At 61.4% G+C, this 26,607-nt stretch carries 24 protein-coding genes and 1 other RNA gene; 5 read left to right on the top strand and 20 right to left on the bottom strand.

The annotated features are described in order from the left end of the window. The first annotated feature begins 37 nt into the window (after window positions 1-37). The gene (locus HX818_RS17715; RefSeq protein WP_177020466.1) at window positions 38-1,543 is read left to right on the top strand and encodes a diguanylate cyclase; all 1,506 of its coding nucleotides are present in this window, start codon (window positions 38-40) and stop codon (window positions 1,541-1,543) included. Window positions 1,544-1,646: 103 nt separating this feature from the next. Here HX818_RS17715 and lpxC read toward each other — a convergent pair whose 3' ends face one another. The 18 genes from lpxC to rsmI all read right to left on the bottom strand — a co-directional run bounded on the left by lpxC (window position 1,647) and on the right by rsmI (window position 21,155). Further along, window positions 1,647-2,558, bottom strand: coding sequence for a UDP-3-O-acyl-N-acetylglucosamine deacetylase (lpxC, locus tag HX818_RS17710; RefSeq protein WP_003216227.1), 912 nt, complete (start codon window positions 2,556-2,558; stop codon window positions 1,647-1,649). Between the two features lie 112 nt (window positions 2,559-2,670). After that, the gene (ftsZ, locus tag HX818_RS17705; RefSeq protein ID WP_003216225.1) at window positions 2,671-3,867 is read right to left on the bottom strand and encodes a cell division protein FtsZ; all 1,197 of its coding nucleotides are present in this window, start codon (window positions 3,865-3,867) and stop codon (window positions 2,671-2,673) included. A 65-nt stretch (window positions 3,868-3,932) separates the two neighbouring features. Next, window positions 3,933-5,195: a cell division protein FtsA gene (gene ftsA, locus HX818_RS17700; protein ID WP_003216224.1), complete on the bottom strand. Its 1,263-nt coding sequence runs from the start codon at window positions 5,193-5,195 to the stop codon at window positions 3,933-3,935. A 15-nt stretch (window positions 5,196-5,210) separates the two neighbouring features. Beyond that, window positions 5,211-6,077 (bottom strand): cell division protein FtsQ/DivIB, encoded by an 867-nt coding sequence (locus HX818_RS17695; protein WP_023659197.1) that lies wholly within the window; start codon window positions 6,075-6,077, stop codon window positions 5,211-5,213. A 4-nt stretch (window positions 6,078-6,081) separates the two neighbouring features. Continuing rightward, window positions 6,082-7,038 carry a D-alanine--D-alanine ligase gene (locus tag HX818_RS17690; RefSeq protein WP_003216220.1) on the bottom strand — a complete coding sequence of 319 codons (957 nt, stop codon included), beginning with the start codon at window positions 7,036-7,038 and terminating at the stop codon, window positions 6,082-6,084. Then, window positions 7,035-8,480 carry a UDP-N-acetylmuramate--L-alanine ligase gene (gene murC, locus HX818_RS17685; protein ID WP_003216219.1) on the bottom strand — a complete coding sequence of 482 codons (1,446 nt, stop codon included), beginning with the start codon at window positions 8,478-8,480 and terminating at the stop codon, window positions 7,035-7,037. The genes HX818_RS17690 and murC overlap by 4 nt, the downstream gene beginning before the upstream one ends. Continuing rightward, window positions 8,473-9,543, bottom strand: a complete 1,071-nt coding sequence (gene murG / locus HX818_RS17680; protein ID WP_134327307.1) for an undecaprenyldiphospho-muramoylpentapeptide beta-N-acetylglucosaminyltransferase — start codon at window positions 9,541-9,543, stop codon at window positions 8,473-8,475. Before murG ends, murC begins: the two co-directional genes overlap by 8 nt. Beyond that, complete coding sequence (ftsW, locus tag HX818_RS17675) at window positions 9,533-10,756, bottom strand: putative lipid II flippase FtsW (protein ID WP_010170479.1); 1,224 nt, start codon at window positions 10,754-10,756, stop codon at window positions 9,533-9,535. The genes murG and ftsW overlap by 11 nt, the downstream gene beginning before the upstream one ends. Continuing rightward, entirely contained in the window at window positions 10,753-12,099 is a 1,347-nt protein-coding gene (gene murD / locus HX818_RS17670) for a UDP-N-acetylmuramoyl-L-alanine--D-glutamate ligase (RefSeq protein ID WP_177020465.1), read from the bottom strand. Before murD ends, ftsW begins: the two co-directional genes overlap by 4 nt. Before the next feature lie 6 nt (window positions 12,100-12,105). Further along, the gene (gene mraY, locus HX818_RS17665; RefSeq protein WP_008434230.1) at window positions 12,106-13,188 is read right to left on the bottom strand and encodes a phospho-N-acetylmuramoyl-pentapeptide-transferase; all 1,083 of its coding nucleotides are present in this window, start codon (window positions 13,186-13,188) and stop codon (window positions 12,106-12,108) included. Further along, on the bottom strand, window positions 13,188-14,558 hold the full coding sequence (gene murF / locus HX818_RS17660; RefSeq protein ID WP_177020464.1) for a UDP-N-acetylmuramoyl-tripeptide--D-alanyl-D-alanine ligase: 1,371 nt from the start codon (window positions 14,556-14,558) through the stop codon (window positions 13,188-13,190). Before murF ends, mraY begins: the two co-directional genes overlap by 1 nt. Further along, entirely contained in the window at window positions 14,551-16,014 is a 1,464-nt protein-coding gene (locus HX818_RS17655; RefSeq protein ID WP_177020463.1) for a UDP-N-acetylmuramoyl-L-alanyl-D-glutamate--2,6-diaminopimelate ligase, read from the bottom strand. Before HX818_RS17655 ends, murF begins: the two co-directional genes overlap by 8 nt. Beyond that, window positions 16,014-17,756 carry a penicillin-binding protein 2 gene (locus tag HX818_RS17650; RefSeq protein ID WP_166742205.1) on the bottom strand — a complete coding sequence of 581 codons (1,743 nt, stop codon included), beginning with the start codon at window positions 17,754-17,756 and terminating at the stop codon, window positions 16,014-16,016. The genes HX818_RS17655 and HX818_RS17650 overlap by 1 nt, the downstream gene beginning before the upstream one ends. After that, window positions 17,756-18,049, bottom strand: a complete 294-nt coding sequence (gene ftsL, locus HX818_RS17645) for a cell division protein FtsL (RefSeq protein ID WP_003216203.1) — start codon at window positions 18,047-18,049, stop codon at window positions 17,756-17,758. The genes HX818_RS17650 and ftsL overlap by 1 nt, the downstream gene beginning before the upstream one ends. Further along, entirely contained in the window at window positions 18,046-18,993 is a 948-nt protein-coding gene (gene rsmH / locus HX818_RS17640) for a 16S rRNA (cytosine(1402)-N(4))-methyltransferase RsmH (protein ID WP_003216201.1), read from the bottom strand. Before rsmH ends, ftsL begins: the two co-directional genes overlap by 4 nt. Further along, a complete protein-coding gene (mraZ, locus tag HX818_RS17635) occupies window positions 18,990-19,445 on the bottom strand; it encodes a division/cell wall cluster transcriptional repressor MraZ (protein WP_003171868.1) in 456 nt (151 codons plus the stop codon). The genes rsmH and mraZ overlap by 4 nt, the downstream gene beginning before the upstream one ends. A 355-nt stretch (window positions 19,446-19,800) precedes the next feature. Next, an RNA gene (gene rnpB, locus HX818_RS17630) (RNase P RNA component class A) lies at window positions 19,801-20,154 on the bottom strand. Window positions 20,155-20,249: 95 nt separating this feature from the next. Continuing rightward, a complete protein-coding gene (rsmI, locus tag HX818_RS17625) occupies window positions 20,250-21,155 on the bottom strand; it encodes a 16S rRNA (cytidine(1402)-2'-O)-methyltransferase (protein WP_177020462.1) in 906 nt (301 codons plus the stop codon). Window positions 21,156-21,331: 176 nt separating this feature from the next. Here rsmI and HX818_RS17620 point away from each other — a divergent pair, with 176 nt between their 5' ends. From HX818_RS17620 to HX818_RS17605, 4 genes are all read left to right on the top strand, one after another. Then, window positions 21,332-23,143 carry a penicillin-binding protein activator gene (locus HX818_RS17620; RefSeq protein ID WP_008434234.1) on the top strand — a complete coding sequence of 604 codons (1,812 nt, stop codon included), beginning with the start codon at window positions 21,332-21,334 and terminating at the stop codon, window positions 23,141-23,143. Continuing rightward, window positions 23,143-23,514, top strand: coding sequence for a YraN family protein (locus HX818_RS17615; protein ID WP_003216193.1), 372 nt, complete (start codon window positions 23,143-23,145; stop codon window positions 23,512-23,514). The genes HX818_RS17620 and HX818_RS17615 overlap by 1 nt, the downstream gene beginning before the upstream one ends. Window positions 23,515-23,606: 92 nt before the next feature. Then, window positions 23,607-24,200: a phosphoheptose isomerase gene (locus HX818_RS17610; protein WP_003216190.1), complete on the top strand. Its 594-nt coding sequence runs from the start codon at window positions 23,607-23,609 to the stop codon at window positions 24,198-24,200. After that, a complete protein-coding gene (locus tag HX818_RS17605; RefSeq protein WP_087692852.1) occupies window positions 24,197-24,778 on the top strand; it encodes a BON domain-containing protein in 582 nt (193 codons plus the stop codon). Before HX818_RS17610 ends, HX818_RS17605 begins: the two co-directional genes overlap by 4 nt. Before the next feature lie 67 nt (window positions 24,779-24,845). On the opposite strand, the gene HX818_RS17600 is transcribed toward HX818_RS17605, so the two are convergent. Continuing rightward, window positions 24,846-25,616 carry an OmpA family protein gene (locus HX818_RS17600; protein WP_032899265.1) on the bottom strand — a complete coding sequence of 257 codons (771 nt, stop codon included), beginning with the start codon at window positions 25,614-25,616 and terminating at the stop codon, window positions 24,846-24,848. A gap of 218 nt (window positions 25,617-25,834) precedes the next feature. Further along, window positions 25,835-26,479 carry an MBL fold metallo-hydrolase gene (locus tag HX818_RS17595; RefSeq protein WP_177020461.1) on the bottom strand — a complete coding sequence of 215 codons (645 nt, stop codon included), beginning with the start codon at window positions 26,477-26,479 and terminating at the stop codon, window positions 25,835-25,837. Window positions 26,480-26,607 lie beyond the last annotated feature (128 nt).

The raw sequence follows: 26,607 nt of genomic DNA, 5'->3' as shown, positions 1-26,607 counted from the left end.
CTACGCTAAGGGCATCCTCGAAGCAGAAGTACGCCCGATGAGCCCAGGCACTACCCGCCCGCCCCGCCCCACCCACCGTCCGGAGCTGCTGCTGATCATCGGCAGTTGCGTCACGGTGCTGCTGATCATGCTGGTGGTCACGGTGCTGCTGATTCGCGAACACGCCAACACGTTGCAGGCGGCCCAGCGCACGGCCAATAACATCACCCAACTGATCGACGCCGACGTGCTGCGCAACGTCGAGCTGTACGACTTGTCGATCAAAGGCCTGATCGCCGCCACCGAACGCACTGATTTGGCTGGGGTATCGGCCGGCATCCGTCACCTGGTGCTGTTCGACCGTTCGGAAGCGGCGCCCTACAAAGGCGACATCCTGTTGTTGGACAAGGATGGCAACGTGATCGCCGACTCAGCCCTGCAGACGCCCAAATCCGCCAACTTCGCCGACCGCGATTACTTCCAGGCCCATCGGCAGAATCCCGACCTGGGCCTGTTCATCAGCCGGCCCTTCACGGCGCGCTGCGTGTGTGACGACCAATGGCGTATCGCATTCAGCCGCCGGGTTTCCGGGCCGGATGGGCGATTCCTCGGCGTGGCCGTGGCCACCATGCGCCTGTCGTACTTTCAGCAACTGTTCCGCAGCCTGAATATCGGCAGCGACAGCACCATCAACCTGATCAACCGGCAAGGCATCCTGCTGGCCCAGCAGCCGCTGCTGGAACGGGACATGATCGACAAGGACCTCAGCCAGCGGCCCAACGTCGCGCGCATATTGCACGAGCGCGACGGCAACTTTCGCGGCACCTCCAGTGTGGATGAGGAGCACCGCCTGTATACCTTCTCAACGGTGGGCGATTTACCGCTGATCGTCGTCGTGGGGCTGTCCACGAATGACATATTCGCCCCCTGGAAGCGCGCAGCACTGGTGATCAGCGGCGCCACCGGGATTTTGTGCATCGGCCTTTTGTGGCTGACCTGGATGCTCTGCATGGAACTGCGCAGGCGCCACCGTACCGAGCAGGTGCTGTCAGAACTGGCAGCCACCGACGCGCTCACCGGCCTGGCCAACCGCCGCACCCTGGACCAGCGACTGCGCCTGGAATGGGACCGCGCCCAGCGTTCGGCCGAGCCGTTGACGGTGCTGATGATTGACGTGGACCACTTCAAGGCGTTCAACGACCGACATGGCCATCAAGGTGGCGACGAGGCACTGCGCACGGTGGCGCAGGTGATCGAGGGCAATATCCGCCGCCCGGCCGACCTCGCGGCTCGCTATGGTGGGGAAGAATTTGCAGTGGTGCTGCCGCATACCGACAGCCAGGGTGCGCGCGTGATTGCTGAACATATCCGCAGCAGTGTCGAACACCTGCCGCGAGTGGGCGGGGATACGGTGCCGATTACCGTCAGCATCGGCCTCAGTACCTGGACCAAAAACAGCCGCACCACGCTGGAGGAATTACTGCTCAACGCCGACCAGGCGCTGTATGAGGCCAAGCATACCGGGCGTAATCGCGTTGTTGATGCCGGCGCTTTAAAGCCGTGATGCGAAGCGTCACAGGAGGCGTTACCACGCAGAGCGTGGGAACGATCAAAAAAAAGGCCACCCGAAGGCAGCCTTTAAAAACAAAAGGAAAGAGAGTTGTTACTTACACCGCCGCGACGGGACGCATGTAAGAGATCGGTGCGGTGCTGGCATCTTCGAAGGTCACGACTTCCCAGGCATCTGTCTGTGCAATCAGCTTGCGCAGCAGTTGGTTGTTCAGGGCGTGGCCAGACTTGAAGCCTTTGAACTCGCCTATCAGGCTATTGCCCAGCAGGTAGAGGTCACCGATTGCATCGAGGATCTTGTGCTTCACGAATTCGTCTTCATAGCGAAGGCCGTCTTCGTTCAGTACACCATCCGCGTCGACCACAATGGCGTTTTCAACGCTGCCGCCGAGTGCGAGGTTGTGCTTGCGCAGGTACTCGATGTCACTCATGAAACCAAAGGTACGGGCGCGGCTGACTTCTTTTACGAACGAAGTGCTGGAAAAATCCACGCTTGCACTTTGGGTGCGGTCACGGAATACCGGGTGATCGAAATCGATCTCAAAGCTCACTTTAAAGCCTTCGAACGGGACGAAGGTGGCGCGCTTGTCGCCGTCTTCTACTGTCACTTCCCGCAGAATGCGAATGAACTTCTTGGCTGCGTCCTGTTCTTCCAGGCCGGCAGATTGAATCAAGAATACGAAGGGTCCGGCGCTGCCATCCATGATCGGGACTTCGGACGCGGAGAGCTCGACGTAGGCGTTATCGATGCCCAGACCGGCCATGGCCGAGAGCAAGTGCTCCACCGTGTCCACTTTGACGTCACCGTTGACCAACGTGGTCGACATCGTGGTTTCGCCAACATTTTCCGCGCGAGCAGGTATCTGCACCACAGGGTCCAGGTCGGCACGAACAAACACGATGCCGGTGTCGACAGGTGCGGGCTTGAGGGTCAGGTATACCTTCTCCCCGGAGTGCAGACCTACACCTGTGGCACGGATAATATTCTTCAGGGTGCGTTGTTTAATCATGGCTTGGACCGCTTCAGCGCAAATTGCGAACTGGTATCAACAAAGGCTGGCGATAATAGCAGACCAGACCTTTGCTGAACACCAATCACCTTCATAGCCCTGATACATTCCATTAATCGGCCTGACGACGCAGGAAAGCCGGGATGTCCAGGTAGTCCAGGTCATCTTGCGGATTCGGGCTGCGGGATGCAGCAGCACCGGCCTGAGCCTGGTTGCGCATCACGGTCGGACGATCCAGGTCACGATAGTTCACAGACGGCAGTTCCTGGCGCGAAGGCGCTGGAGCGGCAGCTTGCTGGCTGGCGTGGCTGGTATGGACGGTGTTGTCGATGACCTTTACAGGCTTCTCGATTTTCGCACCCAGGCCGGTCGCAACAACGGTCACGTGCAGTTCGTCGCGCATGTCCGGATCGATAACAGTACCGACCTTGACCATGGCGTGCTCGGAAGCGAAGGCTTCGATGATGCTACCCACGTCGGAGTACTCACCCAGGGACAGGTCAGGACCGGCGGTGATGTTCACCAGGATGCCGCGTGCGCCTTGCAGGTTCACGTCTTCCAGCAACGGGTTGCGGATGGCCGCTTCGGTAGCTTCACGTGCACGGTTCGGACCGCTGGCGCAGCCAGTGCCCATCATCGCCATGCCCATTTCGCTCATCACGGTACGTACGTCGGCAAAGTCGACGTTGATCATGCCCGGACGCTTGATGATGTCGGAGATACCGCGAACGGCACCGGCCAGTACATCGTCAGCCTTGGCAAACGCAGACAGCAGGCTTGCGTCCTTGCCGAGGATGGTCAGCAGCTTCTCGTTGGGAATGGTGATCAACGAGTCGACGCTTTCGGACAGCAGACGGATGCCTTCATCGGCGATCTGCATGCGCTTGCGACCTTCGAACGGGAATGGACGGGTCACGACGGCAACCGTCAGGATCCCCATTTCCTTGGCCACTTCGGCAATGATCGGCGCAGCACCGGTACCGGTACCACCGCCCATGCCCGTGGTGATGAACACCATGTTGGTGCCTTGCAGCACTTCAGCGATGCGCTCGCGGTCTTCCAGGGCGGCTTGACGGCCGACTTCCGGATTCGCGCCGGCACCCAGGCCCTTGGTCACGGCTGTGCCCAATTGCAGGATGGTGCGTGCACCGATGCTTTTGAGGGCCTGGGCGTCAGTGTTGGCGCAGATGAATTCAACGCCTTCAATGTTGCTCTTGACCATGTGGTTGACAGCGTTGCCGCCGCCACCGCCGACGCCGATCACTTTGATGACCGGGCTTGCGGGGATGTTGTCTACGAGTTCGAACATTTTCCCTCTCCTTTCATTTCTCTAGTTTTTTCGCCTACTACTTGAAACGGTGTTGCGGTAAATCTTTAGAAATTGCCTTTCACCCAAGCCTGCAACCGCTCGAACAACGGCGCTTTCGCTTCGTCGTCGCTTCTGTAGCTGTCGCGGTTGCTCGGGCCCGACAGGGAAATGCCGTCGGTCTGCTTTTGCAGCCCGTACAACAGCAAGCCCACACCGGTGGAATAAATCGGGTTGCGCACTACGTCGCCCAGGCCTTTCACGCCATGGGGCACGCCCAGGCGGACCGGCATGTGGAAGATTTCCTCGGCCAGTTCGACCGCGCCTTCCATCTTCGAGGTGCCACCGGTCAGCACGATGCCGGCCGGGATCAAATCTTCGTAGCCGCTGCGACGCAGTTCAGCCTGGATCAGGGTGAACAGTTCGTCGTAGCGCGGCTCGACCACTTCGGCCAATGCCTGGCGCGACAGTTCGCGCGGTGGACGGTCGCCCACGCTTGGCACCTTGATGGTTTCACCGGCACCGGCCAGCTTGGCCAGGGCGCAGGCGTAACGGATCTTGATTTCTTCGGCGTACTGGGTCGGTGTGCGCAACGCCATGGCGATGTCGTTGGTCACCTGGTCACCGGCAATCGGGATCACGGCGGTGTGACGAATCGCACCCTCGGTGAAGATCGCGATGTCCGTGGTGCCGCCGCCGATGTCCACCAGGCACACGCCCAGTTCTTTTTCGTCGTCGGTCAGTACCGAGTAAGCCGAAGCCAACTGCTCGAGAATGATGTCGTCGATTTCCAGGCCGCAGCGGCGCACGCATTTTTCAATGTTCTGTGCAGCGTTGACGGCGCAGGTCACTACGTGAACCTTGGCCTCCAGACGTACGCCCGACATGCCCAGGGGCTCGCGAACGCCTTCCTGGTTATCGATCACGTAGTCCTGCGGCAGGGTGTGCAGCACGCGCTGGTCAGCCGGGATCGCCACGGCTTGCGCTGCGTCGAGTACCCGCTCCAGGTCGGCCGAGCTGACTTCGCGGTCGCGAATCGCCACGATGCCGTGGGAATTCAGGCTGCGGATGTGGTTGCCGGCAACGCCGACAAATGCCGAGTGAATCCGGCAACCGGCCATCAGCTGCGCTTCTTCGATGGCGCGCTGGATCGATTGCACGGTGGATTCAATATTCACCACTACGCCCTTCTTCAGGCCCCGGGACGGATGCGTGCCGATTCCGACGATTTCCAGCGTGCCGTCGTCCGCGACCTCGCCTACCAGCGCCACCACCTTGGAGGTGCCGATATCCAGACCGACGATCATTTTGCCGCTTTGCACGTTTGCCATGGGTCCTGCCTCTTCTTAATTCTTCGCGACAGCAGGTTGCGCTGCCGTGGGCGCCGCAGGGGCCCGCCAGCCGACGGCAAGGCCGTTGGCGTAACGCAGGTCGATGCTCGCAATGTTCGTAATCTGTTCTTTCAAGGTCTTTTCATAGATGGCGATAAAACGGCGCATCTTTTCCACCAGGTTGCCGCGTCCCAGCAACAACTCGATGCCCGGGCCGGAACTGCCTGCACCCGTGGTCAAAAACCAGCTGCCCCGCTCGCGCAATTCCAGTCGCGCAATCGAGAAGCCCAACGGCCGCAGCATCTGGCTCAACGCCTGGTACTGCTGCATCACTTGCTGCTGCGCCCGCTGCGGCCCGAACAACTGCGGCAGGTGCTCGTAATTCGCCACTTCGCGAGGTGCAAACGCCTGGCCCTGGTTGTTCAACAGCGCACCATCACCCCAACGGGCCACGGGCAGTTGTTCTTCCAGGCGGATCGTCACTTGATCCGGCCACACGCGACGTACTTCGGCGTGGGCAATCCATGGCATCTGTTCCAGCTCGGAGCGCATGCCTGCCAGGTCGATGGTGAAGAAGCTCGACGCCACAAACGGGGCGATTCGCTGCTGCACGGCTTGCTGGCTGATGTAGCTCAAGTCACCCTGCACGCTGATCTTGGTGATCGGCCGGTCGGCATACGGCAGCAGGCGCTGGGCGCCTTCATACGTACCGAACCCCAGGGCCACCAGGATCACCGGCCAGAACAACGCCTTGAGAAAACCAAAGTTGGCTTTCGGCATGCGCGCCGACATCGGCTCTTTAGCCACCATTCGGCTGGCACCACGCGGCACCGGCTTGCGGCCGGGAGCGGGTTGCTGATGACGAAGCGATGCGCCGTTCATGGTCTTAGCCTCGTGGCTCTATGCTTGCTGCCAGGATCGCCAGCACCAACTGCTGGAAATCCAGGCCGGCGGCACGAGCGGCCATGGGTACCAGGCTGTGGTCGGTCATCCCGGGTGCAGTGTTGACTTCCAGGAACCAGAAGTTCCCCTGGTCATCCTGCATCACGTCTGCCCGCGCCCAACCGGCGATACCCAGCGCCTCACAGGCTTTCGCCGTGAGGTCCATCAATTCCTGTTCCTTGGCTGCGTCGAGGCCGCACGGGATCCGGTACTGGGTATCGGAGGCCACATACTTGGCGTCGTAGTCGTAAAAGGTGTGGGGCGTGCCCAATGCGATGGGCGGCAATACCTGGCCACGCAGAGTAGCGATGGTGAACTCGGGACCTTGAATCCACTGTTCCACCAACACTTGCGAATCGTAGGTACTGGCCGCTTTCCATGCGTCAATCAATTCGGCGGCTGAGTTCACTTTAGCCATGCCGATACTGGAGCCTTCATGGGCTGGTTTGACGATCAAAGGCAGGCCCAGTTCCTTGGCTGCAGAAATACAATCGTCTTCGCTGCACAGCACGCTGTGACGCGGGGTCGGAATACCCAGGCTGTGCCACACCTGCTTGGTCCGCAACTTGTCCATGGCCAGGGCCGAAGCGAGGATGCCGCTGCCGGTATACGGAATGCCCAGGCACTCCAGCAGGCCCTGCATGCTGCCGTCTTCACCGCCACGGCCGTGAAGAATGATGAAGGCGCGGTCGATCTTCTCGGCCTGCAGGCGCGACAGGAAGTCATCACCCACGTCGATGCCGAACGCATTCACACCGGCACTTTGCAGCGCTTCCAGCACGGCATTGCCGGACTTCAGCGACACTTCACGCTCAGCGCTCTTGCCACCGAACAGCACCGCAACCCGGCCGAAGTCGGCAGGTTGAATGGTCGAGAACAGGGAGCCGTAGTCAGTGGTCATTTCGACTTCCCCTGTGCGGCGGCAAACAGCGGGCTTGCCAGCAATTTAGGGGCGAGGCCACCGATGTCACCGGCACCCTGGCACAGCAGGATGTCGCCGGCACGCAGCAGCGGCTTGACGATCGGCGCCAGGTCCACACCACGCTCGATGTAGATCGGGTCCAACTGGCCGCGTTGACGGATGCTGTTGCACAGCTTGCGGCTGTCGGCACCCGGGATCGGCTCTTCACCGGCCGGGTAGACTTCCATCAGCAGCAACACGTTGGCATCCGCCAGTACATTGACGAAATCGTCGTACAGGTCGCGGGTACGGCTGTAGCGGTGCGGCTGGTACACCATCACCAGGCGGCGTTCCGGCCAACCACCGCGCACGGCCTTGATCACCGCTGCGACTTCGGTCGGGTGGTGACCGTAGTCGTCCACCAGCATCACGTTGCCGCCGTCCACCGGCAGTTCGCCGTAGACCTGGAAGCGACGACCCACACCGGCAAAACCCGACAGGCCTTCGACGATGGCTTCATCGCTGACGCCTTCGTCGGAGGCGATGCAGATGGTCGCCAGGGAGTTGAGTACGTTGTGGTTGCCCGGCATGTTCACCGAGACATCCAGCGGCTCGCGGTCAGGACGCAGCACGGTGAAGAAAGTCTGCATGCCTTGCTGGCGCACATTGATCGCGCGCACGTCGCAGTCTTCGCTGAAGCCGTAGGTCACGGTCGGACGCTTCACCAGCGGCAGGATTTCGCGCACCACCGGATCGTCCAGGCACACCACGGCCAGACCGTAGAACGGCAGGTTGTGCAGGAACTCGACGAAGGTTTTCTTCAGTTTGTTGAAGTCACCGTCGTAGGTCGCCATGTGGTCGGCGTCGATGTTGGTCACCACGGCCACCAGCGGTTGCAGGTGCAGGAAGCTGGCGTCGCTTTCATCGGCTTCGGCGATCAGGTAACGGCTGGTCCCCAGTTGTGCATTGGTGCCCGCTGCATTCAGGCGGCCACCGATGACGAACGTCGGGTCCAGGCCACCGGCGGCGAACACCGAGGCGATCAGGCTGGTGGTGGTGGTCTTGCCGTGGGTACCGGCGACGGCGATGCCGTGGCGGTAGCGCATCAGCTCAGCCAGCATTTCGGCACGCGGCACTACGGGAATGCGGCGTTCAAGGGCGGTGGCCACTTCCGGGTTGGAGGTGTTCACGGCACTGGAGACCACCAGCACATCGGCTTCGGCGGCGTTCTCTGCGCGGTGGCCGATAAAGATTTTTGCGCCAAACGATTCCAGGCGCTCGGTGACCGGCGACATTTTCAGGTCGGAGCCGGACACCTGATAACCCAGGTTCAGCAACACTTCGGCGATCCCGCACATGCCCACGCCGCCGATACCGACGAAGTGGATGCGACGGATGCGGCGCATTTCCGGTTGCGGCATGGCTTTCTGATTCTCAACCATGGGCCACCTCCAGGCAGATATCGACCACGGTGCGGGTTGCGTCAGGTTTGGCCAGGCGGCTTGCGGTGCTCGCCATGCTGTTCAGTCGTTCCGGTTGCATCAAAACCTCGGTCAGGCGTGCGGCCAAATCGGCGGCGCCAGTCGTTCTTTGCGGCAGCAGGAAGGCAGCGCCCTCCCCGGCCAAATATTCGGCGTTGCGGGTCTGGTGATCGTCGATCGCGTGGGGCAAAGGCACCAGCAAGGACGGCAGACCGGCGGCGGCCAGTTCACTGACGGTCAACGCACCTGCGCGACAGACCACCAGGTCGGCCCAGCCATAGGCTTGGGCCATGTCTTTGATGAAGGGCTGCACATTCGCCTCCACACCCGCATCGCGATAACGCGTGGCGGTCACTTCATCGTGGTTCTTGCCGGCCTGATGGAAGATCTCCGGGCGCAGCTCGACGGGGAGTTGCGACACCGCTTCAGGCAGCAATTTGTTCAACGGTTCGGCGCCCAGGCTTCCGCCCAGGATCAACAGGTGCGCCTTGCGACCGGCCAATGGCTGGCGGGCGATGTCCATGAACAGTTCGGTACGCACCGGGTTGCCGGTGGTACGCAGCTTGTCCGCGGCACCAAAGGTCTTCGGAAACGCCTCGCATACCCGAGCAGCCAAGGGCACCAGCAGGCGATTGGCAGTGCCGGCCACGGCATTCTGCTCGTGGACGATCACTGGCACGCCGGCGAGTCTTGCCGCAACACCGCCCGGGCCGGTCACGTAGCCACCAAAGCCCAGCACGCATACCGGCTTCACTTCGCGGATCACCTTGCGCGCCTGCCACACGGCCTTGAGCAACACGAACGGCGCCTTCAGCAGGGACAATTTGCCCTTGCCACGCAAGCCGGTGACGTTGATCAAATGCAGCGGCAAGCCGGCATTCGGTACCAGATCGTTTTCGATGCCGCGCGGTGTACCGAGCCAATGCACGCTGTAGCCACGGTTCTGGAACTCACGGGCACAGGCCAGCGCCGGGAACACGTGGCCACCGGTGCCGCCTGCCATGATCAGCACGTTAGCGCCCATGGTTCGGCTCCTCGGCGAAGTCGCTTTCGCTGAACTCCATCTCTTCGCTGCCCAGGTGGGTCCGACTCTCCCACTCGATACGCAGCAACAACCCGAGACAGGCGCAGCAAATCACCAACGAGCTGCCGCCGTAGCTGAGGAACGGCAAGGTCAGGCCCTTGGTCGGCAGCAGGCCGACGTTCACCCCGATGTTGATCAGGAACTGGCCGATCCACAGGAACGACAAGCCGTACGCCACGTAGGCGGCGAAATATTGCTTGGCCTTTTCGGCCCACAAGCCGATGTACATGCCGCGAACACACACGAACACGAACAGCGCGACGGTGCACAGCGAACCGACCACACCCAGCTCTTCGGCGAGTACCGAGAACACGAAGTCGGTGTGGGCTTCCGGCAGGTAGAACTGCTTCTGCACGCTATTGCCCAGGCCCACGCCCAGCCACTCGCCGCGACCAAAGGCGATCAACGCCTGGGTCAACTGGTAGCCGGAACCGAACTGATCGGACCACGGGTCGGTAAAGGTAATCAGACGGGCCATCCGGTAGGGTTGCGCCTGCACCAGAATGGTCACGGCGGCCACCGCCAGCACCACCATCAAGGTGAAGCGGAACAGGCCGACGCCGCCGAGGAACAGCATCGCCGCCGCCGCGCCCATCATTACAACGGTGGCACCGAAGTCCGGCTCCATCAGCAACAGGCCGGCCATGGGCAGCAGCACGATGAACGGCTTGAAGAAGCCCATCCAGCTTTCGCGTACTTCTTTCTGGCGCCGCACCAGGTAGCCGGCGAGGTAGATCACCACGAACACCTTGGCGATTTCCGAGGGCTGCACGTTGAACGCACCGAAGCCGATCCAGCGCATCGAACCGTTCACCTCACGCCCGATGCCGGGCAGGATCACCATCACCAACAGGCCGAAGGCGCCCACCAGCATCAGCCAACCCAGGCGCTGCCAGGTGGCGATCGGGATCATCATGGTGACGATGCATGCGCCAAGGCCAATCACCAGGTACACCAGGTGACGGATCATCATGTACAGGGTGTTGCCCGACTGCACGGCGGCCACTTCCGAGGACGCCGAGGTGATCATCACCAGACCCAGGCCCAGCAGCGCGAGGCAACCGGCAAGCATCGGGAAGTCCAGGTCGATACCGCGCCCGGTGATGATCGGCGACGGGTACGGCTTGATGATGTTGCGCAAATTGATACTCATGCCAAGGCCTCCACGGCGCGGGCGAACAGCTGGCCGCGCTCTTCGTAGTTCTTGAACATGTCGAAACTGGCGCAGGCAGGCGACAGCAGCACCACGTCGCCCGGCTGAGCCAAGGCTTTGGATTGGGCGATGGCATCGTCCAGGGACTGCGCACGCACCTGCGGTACGGCGTCGCCCAGGGCATCGGCGATCCGGCCGGAATCACGGCCCATCAGCACCACGGCGCGGCAGTTGGCGGCGACCGGGCCTTTAAGGTCCTTGAAGTCGGCACCCTTGCCGTCGCCACCGGCGATCAGCACGACCTTGCCCTGAATGTCGGCACCCAAACCTTCGATGGCAGCGAGTGCCGCACCGACGTTGGTGGCCTTGGAATCGTTGTAATAGCCAACGCCATCCAGCTCGCGAACCCACTGGCAGCGATGCTCAAGGCCGGCAAAGCTGCGCAGGGCCGAGAGCATGGCGTCGAACGGCAAGCCAACTGCGTGACCGAGCGCCAGCGCCGCCAGGGCGTTGGCCTGGTTGTGGGCACCACGGATTTTCAGTTCGCGCACCGGCATCAGGTTCTGGAATTCGAAGGCCAGGTATTTCTCGCCGTTCTCTTCCCGAAGGCCGAAGGCCTTGAAGTCAGGCTTGTTCAGGCCGAAGGTCCAGCACGGCAGACCTTCGCCGATCAGCGGACGGCTCAGGGCATCCTGACGGTTCACCACCACTTGCCGCGCGCCACGGAAGATCCGGTGCTTGGCCAGGTGATAGGCCGGCAGGCCGCTGTAGCGGTCCATGTGGTCTTCGCTGACGTTGAGCACGGTGGCCACTTCGGCGTTGAGCTGGTCAGTGGTTTCCAGCTGGAAGCTCGACAGCTCCATCACGTACAGCTCGACGTCGTCGTTGAGCAGGTCCAGCGCCGGCGTGCCGAGGTTGCCGCCCACGGCCACGCGCTTGCCGGCCGCAGCCGCCATCTCGCCCACCAGGGTGGTCACGGTGCTTTTGGCATTGGAACCGCTGATGGCCACGATCGGCGCCTTCGCGTTACGCGCGAACAGCTCGATATCGCCGGACAACTTCACGCCACGGGTCGCCGCCGCTTGCAGGGCCGGGGTCGCCAGGGCCAGGCCGGGGCTCACGTAGAGCTCATCGGCACGGCACAGAAACTCGACATCCAGCTCGCCACAACGCACTTCCACGTGCGGGTAGTCACGGCGCAGCGTGACCAGCTCCGGTGGATTTTCCCGCGTATCGGCCACGGCAAACGACGTGCCCCGGTTCGCCAGGAAGCGAACCAGGGACATGCCGCTCTTGCCGAGGCCGACAACGATGCGGAAGTGGTCTGAAGCGATCAGGGACACTCGTTTCTACCTCAGTTTCAGGGTGGCAAGGCCGAACAGAACCAGAATCACGGTGATAATCCAGAAACGGACAATCACCCGCGGCTCAGGCCAGCCCTTGAGTTCAAAGTGGTGGTGAATCGGCGCCATGCGGAATACGCGGCGCCCGGTCAATTTGAAGGAGGCAACCTGGATCACCACCGACAGGGTTTCCATCACGAACACACCACCCATGATGAACAGGACGATTTCCTGGCGGACGATCACCGCGATGGTGCCCAGGGCCGCGCCCAGCGCCAGTGCGCCGACGTCGCCCATGAAGACTTGTGCGGGGTAGGTGTTGAACCACAGGAAGCCCAGGCCCGCACCGATCAACGCACCGCAGAACACAATCAGTTCGCCCGCGCCCGGTACATAAGGGATCAGCAGGTATTCAGCGAATTTCACGTTACCCGACAGGTAGCAGAAGATGCCGAGGGCACCGCCCACCATCACCGTCGGCATGATCGCCAGGCCGTCGAGGCCGTCCGTCAGGTTGACCGCGTTGCTGGAGCCGACGATCACGAAGTAGGTCAGCACCACGAAGCCGACGCCCAGTGGAATGCTGGCGTCCTTGAGCATCGGGATGATCAGGGTGGTTTCCACCGCGCTTGGCGCAGTCATGAACAGGAAGATCGCCGCGCCGAGGCCGAACACCGACTGCCAGAAATACTTCCAGCGGCTTGGCAGCCCCTTGGAATTCTTCTCGATCACCTTGCGGTAGTCATCTACCCAACCGATGGCGCCGAACAGCAGGGTCACCAGCAGCACGGTCCAGACATAACGGTTATGCAGGTCAGCCCACAGCAGCGTACTGATGCCGATGGACGACAGGATCAACGCACCGCCCATGGTCGGGGTGCCGGATTTGGACAGGTGCGACTGCGGGCCGTCGTTGCGTACCGACTGGCCAATCTGCAGGTTTTGCAGGGTACGGATCATCCATGGCCCGAGGAACAGCGACAACGACAGCGCGGTCAGCACACCCAGGATCCCGCGCAGGGTCAGGTACTGAAAGACCGCGAAGCCTTTGTGGAACTGTTGCAGATACTCAGCCAGCAGCAGCAGCATTAATGTTTCTCCGTACTTGAGCCACACAAGGCCGCGACGACGTTTTCCATCACCGCGCTGCGCGATCCCTTGATCAAAATAGTGGTGTGTTTGTCTTGTTCAGCCGCACTCAGTGCCTGGATCAGTTCGGCCTGGCTGGCGAAATGCCTGGCGCCCGGCCCGAAGGTGTCCACGGCGTGCAGCATGTTCGGCCCAACGGCGTACAGGGCATCGACCTTGCCGGCGGCGTACGCGCCGACTTCACGGTGAGACTGTTCGGCCCACTCGCCCAACTCGGCGATATCCCCCAGCACCAGCACCTTGCGACCGGCGAAACCGGTCAGCAGGTCGATGGCGGCACAGATCGAGGACTGGTTGGCGTTGTAGGTGTCATCAATCACGCGCATGCCGTTGCTGGCCAGTTGCGCGACGGTGCGGCCCTTGACCGGTTGCACGGCGCCAAGGCCGGTGGCGATGCCAAACAACGACACGCCCAGCACGTGGGCGGCGGCGGCGGCAGCCAGGGCATTGGCGACGTTGTGGTTGCCCAGCAGGTTCAGTTGTACGTGCTCGTCACCTTGCGGGGTATGCAGGGTGAAGGACGGGCAGCCACGAGCGTCGGCCTTGATATTCGAGGCATGGAAATCGGCAGCGGCGTTGTGCACCGCGAAGCTCAGGACCTTGCGACCGGCGGCACGTACACGCCAGGTTTCGAAGGCCTTGTCATCGAGGTTCAGCACGGCAGTGCCGGATGCGTCGAGGCCTTCGATGATTTCGCCCTTGGCTTCGACGATCTTTTCAGGGCCGCCAAACTCGCCGACGTGGGCAGTACCGGCGTTGCTGATCACCGCGACATGAGGCTTGGTCATGGCCACGGTGTAGGCGATTTCGCCGATGCGCGAAGCACCCAGCTCAATGACGGCCGCCGTGTGTTCCGGGGCCAGTTCGAGCAGGGTCAGCGGAGCGCCGAAGTCATTGTTCAGGTTGCCACGGGTCGCCAGGACCGGGCCGCGCGTGCGCAGGATGCCGGCCAGCAGCTCCTTGACCGTGGTCTTGCCGCTGGAACCGGTGATCGCCGCAACAGGCTTGGTGAAGGCGGCACGGTTCAGCGCCCCCAGTTGGCCGAGGGCCAGGCGGGTGTCGGCGACCAGCAATTGTGGCAGCGTCGAGTCAGCGACTTCGCGCTGCACCAGAGCGCCGACAGCGCCTTTGGCAGCGACGTCATTCAGGTAGTCATGGCCATCGAAACTCGGGCCGGCCAAGGCGACAAACAGTTGCCCGGGCTTGATCGTCCGGCTGTCGATGCTGACGCCATCAAAGCTGCAATCAGCCGACAGCACGCGGGCCGACAAGGCCTGGGTCAGTTCGCTGAATTTAAGCGGCTTAAGCATGGGCCACCTCCCACGCGGTCAGGGCGTGATCAGCCTCGGCCAGATCGGAGAAGGCGTGGCGTTCGCCGTTGATTTCCTGATAGTCCTCGTGACCTTTACCGGCCAGCACCACCACGTCGTCAGCACTTGCGCCGGCGATCAATTGGGCGATGGCTGCACCGCGACCGGCGACGAACGTCGCCTTGGACGCATCTTTAAAGCCGACACGAATGTCATCGAAAATCTGGCTTGGGTCTTCGCTGCGCGGGTTGTCGTCAGTGACGAGCACACCGTCGGCCAGGCGCTCGACGATTTCCGCCATCAGCGGGCGCTTGCCGCGATCGCGGTCACCGCCACAGCCGAACAGGCACAGCAATTTACCCTTGGCGTGGGGGCGCAGGGCCTGCAGGATTTTTTCCAGGGCGTCCGGCGTGTGGGCGTAATCGACCACCACCAGCGGCTGGGTGCCGCCGCCGAGGCGCTGCATGCGACCGGCCGGGCCTTCGAGCTTCGGCAACACCCGCAGGATTTCGTCGAGGGCGTAATCCAGGCCGAGCAAGGCACCCACAGCGGCCAATACGTTGCTCAGGTTGAAACGCCCGAGCAAGGTGCTGCGCAAATGGTGCTCGCCCTGCGGCGTAACCAGCGTGGCGCGCACGCCTTCGTCATCAAAGGTGGCTTCACGGCAATACAGGTAGGCGCTGGAGTCTTCCAGGCTGTAGCTGATCAGGCGGCCGTCGCCTTGGGCGGCGGCCAGTTGGCGACCGAATTCGTCGTCCAGGTTGACCACCCGGCACTTCAGGTCATTCCAGGCAAACAGCCGGGCCTTGGTGGCGGCGTAGGCCTCCATGGTCCCGTGGTAATCCAGGTGATCGCGGGACAGGTTGGTCATCACCGCCACGTCGAACGCCAGGGCAGTCACGCGCCCCTGGTCCAGACCGTGGGACGAGACTTCCATGGCAACCGCCTTGGCACCGGCCTTTTTCAGGTCGGCCAGGGTCGCTTGCACGGCAATCGGGTTAGGCGTGGTGTGCAGCCCGCTTTGCAGCGCGCCGTAGAAACCGGTGCCCAGGGTGCCCATGATGCCGCAATGCTGACCCAGCAGGTCAAGCGCCTGGGCGACCAGTTGGGTCACGCTGGTCTTGCCGTTGGTACCGGTCACGCCCACCAGGTTCAGGGTGCGGCTCGGGTCGCCATAAAAGCGCCCGGCGATGTCCGACAGTTGCGCAGCCAGGCCCTTGACCGGAATCAAAGGCACGTCGGTGATCGGCAGCACGGTGGCGCCTTCCACTTCATAGGCTACTGCCGCAGCGCCGCGTTGCAGCGCATCGGCGATATGGTCACGGCCGTCGAACTTGCCACCCGGCACTGCCAGGAACAGGTCGCCGGCACGCACATTACGGCTGTCCAGGGTCAACTCGCGAATCAGCAGATCGCGGCCGGCGTGGGCAAAAATCTTGTTCAGGCTCAGAGACATCAGCCGCGCCCTCCATTGGCTTTTACAGCAGCGGCCGGCGGGCCGGCGTTCGCTTGTTGGGTAGCCGGCAGGTTGTCCGGCGTGATGTTCATCAGGCGCAACGTCCCGGACATCACCTTGCTGAACACCGGCGCCGATACCAGGCCACCGAAGTAACCGGCTTTGCTCGGCTCATCGATCACCACGACGATGGCGTAGCGCGGATCGCTCATCGGGCCGAAGCCTGCGAACAGCGAGCGGTAGGAGTTTTCGGCGTAGCCCTTGGTGCCCACGGCGGTTTTACGCGCGGTACCGGACTTGCCTGCCACGTGATACGCCGGCACCTGGGCACGGAACACGCCACGCGGTGCTTCGATCACTTGTTGCAGCATGCCTTGCATGGTCTTCGCGACGTTTTCCGGGATCACCTGGGTCGCAGGCGGCGCCTCGTCCAGGTGGATCAGGCTCAGCGGCACCATGCGGCCGTTGTTGGCCAGCACCGAGAAGGCGTGGGCCAGTTGGATGGCTGTCACCGACAGGCCATAACCATAGGAAAGCGTGGCGGTTTCGGCCTTTTTCCAGTCACGGTAGTTCGGCAGGTTGCCCACACGTTCGCCCGGGAAGTCCAGGCCGGTGGGTTGCCCCAGGCCGACTTTCTGCGCGAGGTGGTAGATGGCTTCGCCGCCGATATCGAAGGCGACTTTACTCATGCCCACGTTACTGGAGTTGATCAGGATACCTGTCAAATCCAGCACCGGACCTTCGGTGCGCGACACGTCACGAATGGTGTATTTGCCCAGCTGCAATGTGCCCGGGTAAACCTCGACCTTGTCGGCCGGTTTCCAGCGCCCGGTTTCCAGGGCGGCACTCATGGAAATGGCTTTCATGGTCGAACCCGGCTCGAACACGTCGATCATGGCGCGGTTGCGCATCATCGCCGGTTGCAGGTTGCGACGGTTGTTGGGGTTGTAGGTCGGCTGGTTGACCATGGCGAGAATCTCGCCGGTCTTCACGTCCATGATCACCAGGCTGCCGGCTTTCGCACCGTTCTCGATGATCGCGTTACGCAGCTCACGGTTGGCCAGGTATTGCAGGCGCAGGTCAATCGACAACGCCAAGGGCTTACCGGCCTTGGCGTTTTTGGTGACCTGGACATCCTTGATCAGTCTGCCGCGCCGATCCTTGATGACCTGTCGTTTGCCGGGAACCCCGGCCAGCCATTCGTCGTAGGCGAGTTCCACGCCTTCGCGACCGTGATCATCAATGTCGGTGAAACCCACCATATGGGCGGTGGTTTCGCCGGCCGGGTAGAAACGCCGAAATTCCTCGATGCCATAGACACCGGGGACTTTAAGGTCGAGTACTTGCTGGCCTTGTTCGGGGGTGAGCCCGCGAACCAGGTAGATGAATTCTTTATTGGCCTGGGCTTCGAGGCGTTCGCTCAGGGCTTTCGGGTCCTGGCCCAGGGCGGCAGCCAGTTCCGGCCATTTGTCCTTGGCGGTCTGCATTTCCTTGGCATTGGCCCACAGGGTGGTCACCGGGGTACTGACGGCCAGGGGCTCGCCGTTACGGTCGGTGATCAGGCCGCGGTGTGCAGGAATCGGGATATGCCGCAGGCTACGGGCATCGCCCTGGCCGATCAGGAAGTCACGGTCCACCACTTGCAGGTCGATAATCCGCCAGGCAATCGCGCCCACCATCAGTGCCAGCAACCCCAGCACTACGCGGAAACGCCACGGGTAGAGTGCGCCCTCGAGTTTCATCATGGCGCCACCATGCGAACTTCTGCAGCGCCCGGGATGTGCATCTTCAGTTGTTCAGTGGCCAGCACTTCGATGCGGCTGTGGGCCGTCCAGGTACTTTGCTCGAGGATCAACCGGCCCCACTCCGCCTGCGCCTTGTCGCGCACGCTCAACTCCCCGTACAGGGTATTGAGCAGTTGGCGGTTGTAATGGGCGCTGTAGGACACCGCAATCGCGGACACCAGCACGCCAACAAATAGCAGCAACATAAAGAAGCTGCCGCCCGGGAGGGGCTTGGCGAAAAGCTTGCTCACCGCAACTTCTCCGCAACGCGCATGACAGCGCTACGGGCACGTGGGTTGGCCTTGAGTTCGGCTTCGGAAGCGAACTGCGCTTTGCCATGGATTTTGATTTTCGGCACAAAAGCTTCGTAACGCACCGGCAGGTTGCGCGGCAGGTTGTCGGACTCGCCCTTGACCAGGCGACGCATGAACAATTTGACGATGCGGTCTTCCAGGGAGTGGAAGCTGATCACCACCAGGCGACCGCCCACTTCCAGGGCTTCCAGGGCGGCTTCGAGGCCGGCTTCCAGGTCGCCCAATTCGTTGTTGACGTGAATACGCAGGCCCTGGAACGCACGGGTTGCCGGGTTCTTGCCCTTTTCCCATGCAGGGTTGGCGACTTTCAGCACTTCAGCCAGGTCGGCCGTGCGCTCGAACGGCTGGATTTCCCGGCGTTCGACCACGGCACGCGCCATGCGGCCAGCGAAGCGCTCCTCGCCGTATTCCTTGAACACACGGGTGATTTCTTCGTGGGGAGCGGTAGCGATGAACTGCGCGGCGCTGATGCCACGGCTTGGGTCCATGCGCATGTCCAGCGGGCCGTCGTTCATGAAACTGAAGCCGCGCTCAGGGTCGTCCAGCTGCGGGGAAGACACGCCCAGGTCCAGCAGAACCCCGGCCACCTTGCCCGCCATGCCACGTTCGGCGACTTCTGCACCGAGCTCGGCAAAGCTGCGCTGCACAACGACAAAGCGGCCGTCTTCGGCCGCTAGCGCTTGCCCGGTGGCAATCGCTTGAGGGTCTTTGTCGAACCCGAGGAGCTTACCGTCCGGACCCAGCTGGCTGAGGATCAGCCGACTGTGCCCGCCCCTGCCGAAGGTGCCATCCAAATAGCAGCCATCCGCGCGTACGGCGAGAGCCTCAACGGCTTCGTCAAGCAGTACGGTGATGTGGTTAAAGCCGCTATCAATAGTCACAGGATCAAATCACGCAGTTCATCAGGCATGGCGCCCGGTTGTTGAATAGCAGCCAGGTCAGCTGCAGAAACAGCATCCCAGGCATCTTCGTCCCACAATTGGAACTTGTTCAGTTGGCCTACCAGCATCGCGCGCTTGTCCAATTTGGCGTATTCGCGCAGACGCGGTGGAACCAGGAAACGACCACTGCCATCGAGTTCGAGGTCGACGGCATTACCAATCAGCAAGCGTTGCAGGCGGCGGTTCTCTTCACGCAGTGAAGGCAGTGCACGCAACTTGGTTTCAATCAGCTCCCACTCATCGAGCGGGTACACACATAAACAGGGATCAACGGCATCGATGGTGATGATTAATTGCCCGGAACTTCGCGAAATGAGCTCGTCACGATACCGGCTCGGCATGGCGAGACGGCCTTTTGCATCGAGACTGATAGCGTTAGCTCCGCGAAACACAGATGCGTTTCTCCAAATTTTAGCGTTTTACGTTCAAAAAACCCACTTTGTGCCACTTTCCGCCACTTGCGCACACTATAGGAATGCGCCCACCACACCGTCAAGGCGCGGATTCAAGGAAAAGCCTTACAGAACGGAGATTTAGGAAGGTAAAGGGAGGAGAAACGAGAGTTTGACGGCGATTTTGACTCAACAACACCAAATAGCTCAAAGAGCTAAGGCTTAAAGTTAAAGTAATTTATTAAGAGTAAGATTTTTTCGGTATTACGAAGACGCATCTGCTGACGATTCAGCAGGGAGGGATTCTCGCGTTACTACCAGGTTCCTGCCCGAGATTCGGACAGAAGGAAAAAAGGTGGAGAGTCGATCTGTAAGCCGGGTTCTGTCTTGAACAGTCATTCGTCTACGATGGCCATCACTGGACATCTTTAGCAACCTACCCGGTCCCAGCGCGGGCCACGCCTTGGGACCCTATTTGGTCTTGCTCCAAGTGGGGTTTACCTAGCCACGAACTGTTGCCAGTCGTGCGGTGCGCTCTTACCGCACCTTTTCACCCTTACCGGTACCGAAGTACTTAGGCGGTTATTTTCTGTGGCACTTTCCGTAGGCTCACGCCTCCCAGGCATTACCTGGCACTTCGCCCTATGGAGCCCGGACTTTCCTCCCCCCTCTAATTTTCATAGAAGGCAGCGACTGTCCAATCGACTCTCCGCCGCGCAGGTTAACGGCACGGCGGCGTTAGAACAAGTATTAAAAGACACTAATGCCATCATGTTCAGACGGAGTGCAGGCTGGAACCCGGAACTATTCGCCCTTTTGTTTATCCAGCGCCACTTGATACAGGACGTTCTTGCGTACGCCGGTTATTTCCGCGGCCAATGCAGCGGCGCGCTTCAATGGCATTTCCTTGAGCAGCAGGTCAAGAATGCGCATTGCCTCGCTGCCCACGGCATCTTCGCTTTCCGGCGCCGACCAGCCGGCTACCAGCACTACGCACTCTCCGCGCTGCTGATTGCTGTCGCCCTCGACAAATTCGCGCAGTTCCTGCAGCGGCAAGCCCTTGAGGGTTTCGAAGGTCTTGGTGATTTCCCGCGCCAGCAGTGCCAGGCGATCGCCGCCGAACACCAGCTCCATATCCTGCAGGCACTCAAGGATGCGGTGCGGGGCTTCGTAGAAGATCAGCGTGCGTGGCTCATCCTTTACCAGTTCCAGGCGCGCCCGGCGCCCGACGGCCTTGGCAGGCAGGAAGCCTTCGAAGATAAACCGGTCCGACGGCAAGCCGGCAGCAGACAATGCAGCAATCAGCGCGCACGCTCCCGGAACAGGCACTACATTGATACCAGCCGCCCGCGCCTGGCGAACCAGATGATAGCCAGGGTCGGAAATCAGCGGCGTACCCGCATCCGAGATCAACGCCACGTCATCACCCGCCAGCAAACGAGTGATAAAACGACTGCCTTCTTCACGTTCGTTGTGTTCGTGACAGGCGGCCAAGGGGGTCGGAATACCGAAATGCTGCATCAACCGCTGGGAGTGCCGAGTGTCTTCAGCCGCGATCAGTTTTACGTCGCGCAACACTTTCAGCGCACGGGCACTGATGTCGTCCAGGTTGCCAATGGGCGTCGCCACGACAAAAAGCGAGCCTGCAGTGGAATTCAAAGGACCTGGAGCAGTCAAAACGCACACCTCGATGGTTGGCAAAAGCCACATTGTAGCGCGTAGACGCCTTGAATATATGCCCTCGGGGCGGGTTCGATTTCAGCCGCCTATTGGGTCCTGCAACATTTACACGACCTAAATAGACGGTTTCACGCCAGTAACATCGCGCCCCGGCCAGTGCTTGGGTACAATTCCACGCTAATTTGATCGGTATCAGGAACACTTACATGATCGCTTGCCTGCGGCTGTTCTCTGCCCTCTGCCTCGCTGCCCTGTTGGCGGCTTGCGCCAGCTCGCCCTCGTCCAGCCTTGGCGACCTCCCCCGGACTCCGGATGCCAGCATCGAGCAACTGCTCGAACAGGCGACTTCGGCCAAGACTCCGGAAAAAGCCGCGCTGTTGCGCTTGAGTGCGGCTGACCTGGCGTTCCACCAAAACAATCCGGGACGCTCGGCGCAGATTCTTGCCCAGGTGCCACTGGACGTCCTGAAACCGGCGGCGCAGGTATTTGCCAGCACCCTGTCGGCGGAACTGGCGATGGCCCGCAACCAGCCCAAGGCAGCGTTGACGGCCTTGAATCACCCGAGCCTGCAAAGCCTCAAGGAACTGCCGCCTGAACAGCAGATCCGCACGGGCACCGTGCATGCCCGTGCCTATGAGGCCGACGGCCAGACCCTGGCCGCCGCCCGCGAGCGCGTTGCCATGGCCCCGCTGCTGACGGGCGATGCCTACAACAGCAACCACGAAGCCATCTGGGCACTGATTGCCGCCTTGCCTGCCGATCAACTGCAAGCCAGCGGCAACCCGACGCTGGACGGCTGGATCAGCCTGGCCCAGGCAGTCAAGGGCGCCGGCACTCTGGAGCAACAGCAGGCGGCCATCGACACCTGGCGCGCCCAGAACCCTGGCCACCCGGCAGCCTCGCAATTGCCGCAGCCGCTGACCAAGCTCAAGGAACTGGCCAGCCAGCCGCTGAACAAGATCGCCCTGCTGCTGCCGCAGGAAGGTCCGCTGGCCGGCGTTGCCAAGGCGCTGCGCGAAGGCTTCATGGCCGCGCACTACCAGGCTGAACAAGCCGGGCAGAAGCCGCCGGTGATCGAGTTCTACGACAGCTCGCGCCTGACCTCCATCGACGACTTCTACGCCAAGGCCCAGGCCGCCGGCGTGCAACTGGTGGTCGGCCCGTTGGAGAAACCGCTGGTCAAGCAACTCAGCGCACGCCCGCAATTGCCGATCACCACCCTGGCCCTGAACTACAGCGAAGCCGACCAGAACCCGGCGCAACTGTTCCAGTTTGGCCTGGCCGCTGAAGACGAAGCCCGTGAAGTGTCCCGTCGTGCTCGCGCCGATGGCCTGCACCGCGCCGCCGCCATGGTGCCGAAAGGCGAATGGGGCGAGCGCGTCTACAAGGCATTCCGTCAGGATTGGGAAGCCAATGGCGGCACCGTGGTGGGCGTCGAGTACGTTGACCAGCCGGTAGCCCTGGCCCAGCAGATTGCCGACCTGTTCCAGCTGCGCAAGAGCGAAGGCCGCGCCAAGAGCCTGCAAAGCACGGTAGGTTCGGATGTTTCCGCCCAGCCATCGCGCCGCCAGGACATCGAGTTCATCTTCCTGGCCGTGACTCCGCAACTGGCCCAGCAGATCAAGCCGACCCTGAACTTCCAATACGCTGGCGACGTGCCGGTGTATGCGACGTCCCACGTGTTCAGCGCCAGTGGCGACAAGAACCAGTACCTGGACATGACCAACGTGATGTTCTGCGAAACCCCTTGGCTGCTGAACACCACCGACCCGCTGCGCAACCAGGTCGCTGCCCAATGGCCACAAGCCAACGGCAGCCTTGGCCGCCTGTACGCGATGGGTGTGGATGCCTACCGCCTGGCGCCGCGCCTGGGGCAGCTCAAGGCGCTGCCGGACACTCGTGTCGACGGCCTGTCGGGCAACCTGGGCGTCAGCGCCAGCCAGCGTGTCGACCGCCAGATGCCATGGGCGAAGTTCGTCGGTGGCGAGATCCAGCGCCTGCCTGATACCCCGCGCTGATGCCCGAGCGGTCAAGCGCACAAAGCGGCAAGGACGCCGAACTTCAAGCTCTCGAGTACCTGCAACGACAAGGTCTGCGCCTCCTGGCGCAGAACTGGTTATGCAAACGCGGCGAGCTTGATCTGGTCATGCTTGACGGCGATACAGTAGTATTTGTCGAAGTCCGCTACAGAAAACACGCACAATGGGGTGGCGCGCTCGCCAGTATCGACGGGCGCAAGCGCCAGAAGTTGATACTCGCCGCGCAGTTTTTCCTGCTCAAGGAGCGTCGCTGGGCCGATCATCCCTGCCGTTTCGATGTGGTTGCCATAGAAAGCACTCCCCGGGGAACAGCCGATCTGAACTGGCTGCAAGATGCCTTTGACAGCTGATTCGCCGGACATCTACACCGCACACTTTTGCTCTTTGCTTTGCGGGCTGCACATTCCTGTGCCAAACAGCCGCGCTACTTAAGGTCACACAGATGGACATGCAATCCCGAATTCGCCAGCTTTTCCAGGCCAGTATCGATACCAAGCAACAGGCGATGGACGTACTTGCACCGCACATCGAGCAAGCCAGTCAGGTCATGGTCAACGCCTTGCTCAACGAAGGCAAAATGCTTTCGTGCGGCAACGGCGGTTCGGCCGGCGATGCCCAGCATTTCTCCTCCGAGCTGCTCAACCGCTTCGAGCGTGAGCGCCCGAGCCTGCCGGCCATCGCCCTGACCACCGACACCTCGACGATCACCTCGATCGCCAACGACTACAGCTACAACGAAATCTTCTCCAAACAGATCCGCGCCCTTGGCCAGCCGGGGGACGTACTGCTGGCGATCTCCACCAGCGGTAACTCGGCGAATATTATTCAAGCGATCCAGGCCGCACATGATCGTGAAATGATTGTCGTAGCATTGACCGGACGCGACGGCGGCGGCATGGCCTCGCTGCTGTTGCCCGAAGACGTGGAAATCCGCGTCCCGGCCAATGTCACCGCACGTATCCAGGAAGTCCACCTGCTGGCGATCCACTGCCTGTGCGATCTGATCGACAGCCAACTGTTCGGGAGTGAAGAATGACCGTTAAACGCCTTAGCCTATTGGCAATCACGCTGTGCCTAGGCATCAGCGGCTGCAGCTCGGTAATCGAAGCGAGCCGCGACACGCCCATCCAGGACGATAAAGGCACCCGCACTTTCGGCAGCAAAATCGATGACTCACTGATCGAGACCAAGGTTTCCGTCAACGTGTCCAAGGCCGCTCCAGACCTGGGCAACGGCGCGTCGCGCATCGTGGTCGTCAGCTTCAACGGCGTGGTGCTGCTCACCGGCCAAACCCCGCGCGCCGACTTGAAGGCCCAGGCTGAACAAGCTGCCGCCACTGTGCAGCGGGTCAAGAAGGTTCACAACGAACTGCAGGTGATGGAGCCGATCACCCTGCTGGCTATCAGCAACGACGCCCTGCTGACCACCAAGATCAAGACCCAGATGCTGACCGACAGCGCCATTCCCGGCTCTCGGATCAAGATCGTCACCGACAACGGCATCGTCTACATGATGGGCCTGCTGACCCAGGCAGAAGCCACCCGCGCCGCCAACCTGGTACAAAGTGTGTCCGGCGTACAGAAGATCGTGAAGCTGTTCGAATACATCGACTGATTTACCGTCAGCCACAAAAAAGGGCGCCGTGCATGGATTGCACGGCGCCCTTTTTATTGACTACAGGTTACTGGTACTGCTGGTACGGGTTGCCCTGGAACTGGTTGTTCTGCTGCGGCGCCTGTTGCTGCTGGGCGGCCGGCTGACCGTACTGCTGGCCAGGGATCGGGCCCAGGTTGACCTCCACACGACGGTTCTGGGCACGGCCATTGACATCGGCGTTGCTGGCGATCGGGTTATCCGGGCCGGCACCGCGGGCACTCAGGTTGGTCGGGCTGACACCTTGGGAGGTCAGGTAATTGGCCACGCTCTGCGCACGACGCTGGGACAGGTCCATGTTGAGCTGACGGCTGCCGGTGCTGTCGGTGTAGCCAACGATCTGGATGGTGTTCTGGTTGAACTGCTTCAGCGAGTTCGCCAGGTTGTTCAGCGGCGTGTAGAAGCTGCTGGAGATCGCATCCGAGTTGGTGGCGAAGGTGATGTTACCCGGCATGATCAGCTTGATCTGGTCGCCCTGGCGCTGCACTTCGACACCGGTGTTGGCCATGCTGGCGCGCAGTTTCTTTTCCTGCTGGTCGGCGTAGTAGCCGTAGCCCGCACCACCGATACCGGCGACGGCAGCGCCGATCAGCGCACCCTTGCCGCGGTTGTTGTGGTCGATGGCTGCACCCGCCAACGCACCGGCCAGGGCGCCCAGGCCACCATACTTGGCGGTGTTGCTCACTCCGGAAGAGCCACCACCCTGTGCCTGGCTGCCGTCATAAGGATTAGGTGAAGCGCAGCCCGACAACAGGGCTACGGCAGTAGCAACAACAAGCAGACGACGAGAAGTGAACATGAAGGAAGCTCCTACTTTTGCATTCGGTGATGCAGAGGACATTGGCATTGGACCTGTGCCGAGCTTGGAACACGACAAACGGTAAAAATTCCATCTCCACACAAGCCCGGCCACACTCAAACCCTAGCAGAGACTTCCTGAACGGTGATTGTCATTTTCTCTATATGTTTCGTCTGATAGTTGCCACTTGGTATCCGAAAAACTACCCACATTTTGCTTCACGCGCGGACAAACGGATTCTCACGCATTTCATCTCCCAGGCGCGTATCCGGACCGTGCCCTGTCACCACCACCGCCGCTTCATCCAGGGTGTAGAGCCGTTGCTTGATCGAGCGCACGATGGTCGCCTGGTCACCGCCCCACAAATCCGTACGGCCCACGCCGCGCCGAAACAGGGTGTCGCCGGCAATCAGCAACTTCGCATCGGCGAACCAGAAACTCATCGAGCCGGGTGTGTGTCCAGGTGTATGCAAGGCAACCCCGCAACCACAGGCCAGCTCTTCTTCATCCTCCAGCCAACGATCCGGCGACGGCACTGGCGTGTAAGGCACGCGGAACATCTGGCACTGCATTTCCAGGTTGTCCCACAGAAACTGGTCTTCCTTGTGCAAGTGCAGGGTAGCGCCGGTTTTTTCCTTCAACTGCCCGGAGGCCAGGAAGTGATCAAGATGGGCGTGGGTGTGAATAATGCTGACCACTTTCAGGCCCAGCGCATCGAGGCGCGCCAGGATCACCTCATGGTTGCCGCCCGGGTCGACGACGATGGCTTTTTTGGTGACGGGGTCGCCGATGATCGTGCAGTTGCACTGCAACGGGCCTACCGGGAACGTTTCGCGGATCAGCGCGGGAGACTGAATATTCATGGGTATTCCTGCAAATTCAAAGGCACACTCTTTTGTACTGCATTCCGGCGCACAGTATGTTCGACCCTGCACCCGATCCGAAAGCGCTCGCGAGCGCACGGCTGTCAAACCCGGCAACTGCTAAGCTA

The sequence above is a fragment of the Pseudomonas sp. F9001 genome, from assembly GCF_013385435.1.
Lineage (GTDB): Bacteria > Pseudomonadota > Gammaproteobacteria > Pseudomonadales > Pseudomonadaceae > Aquipseudomonas.
The sequence above is the reverse complement of the archived record's forward strand: the minus strand, read 5'-3'. Positions and strand labels throughout refer to the sequence as shown.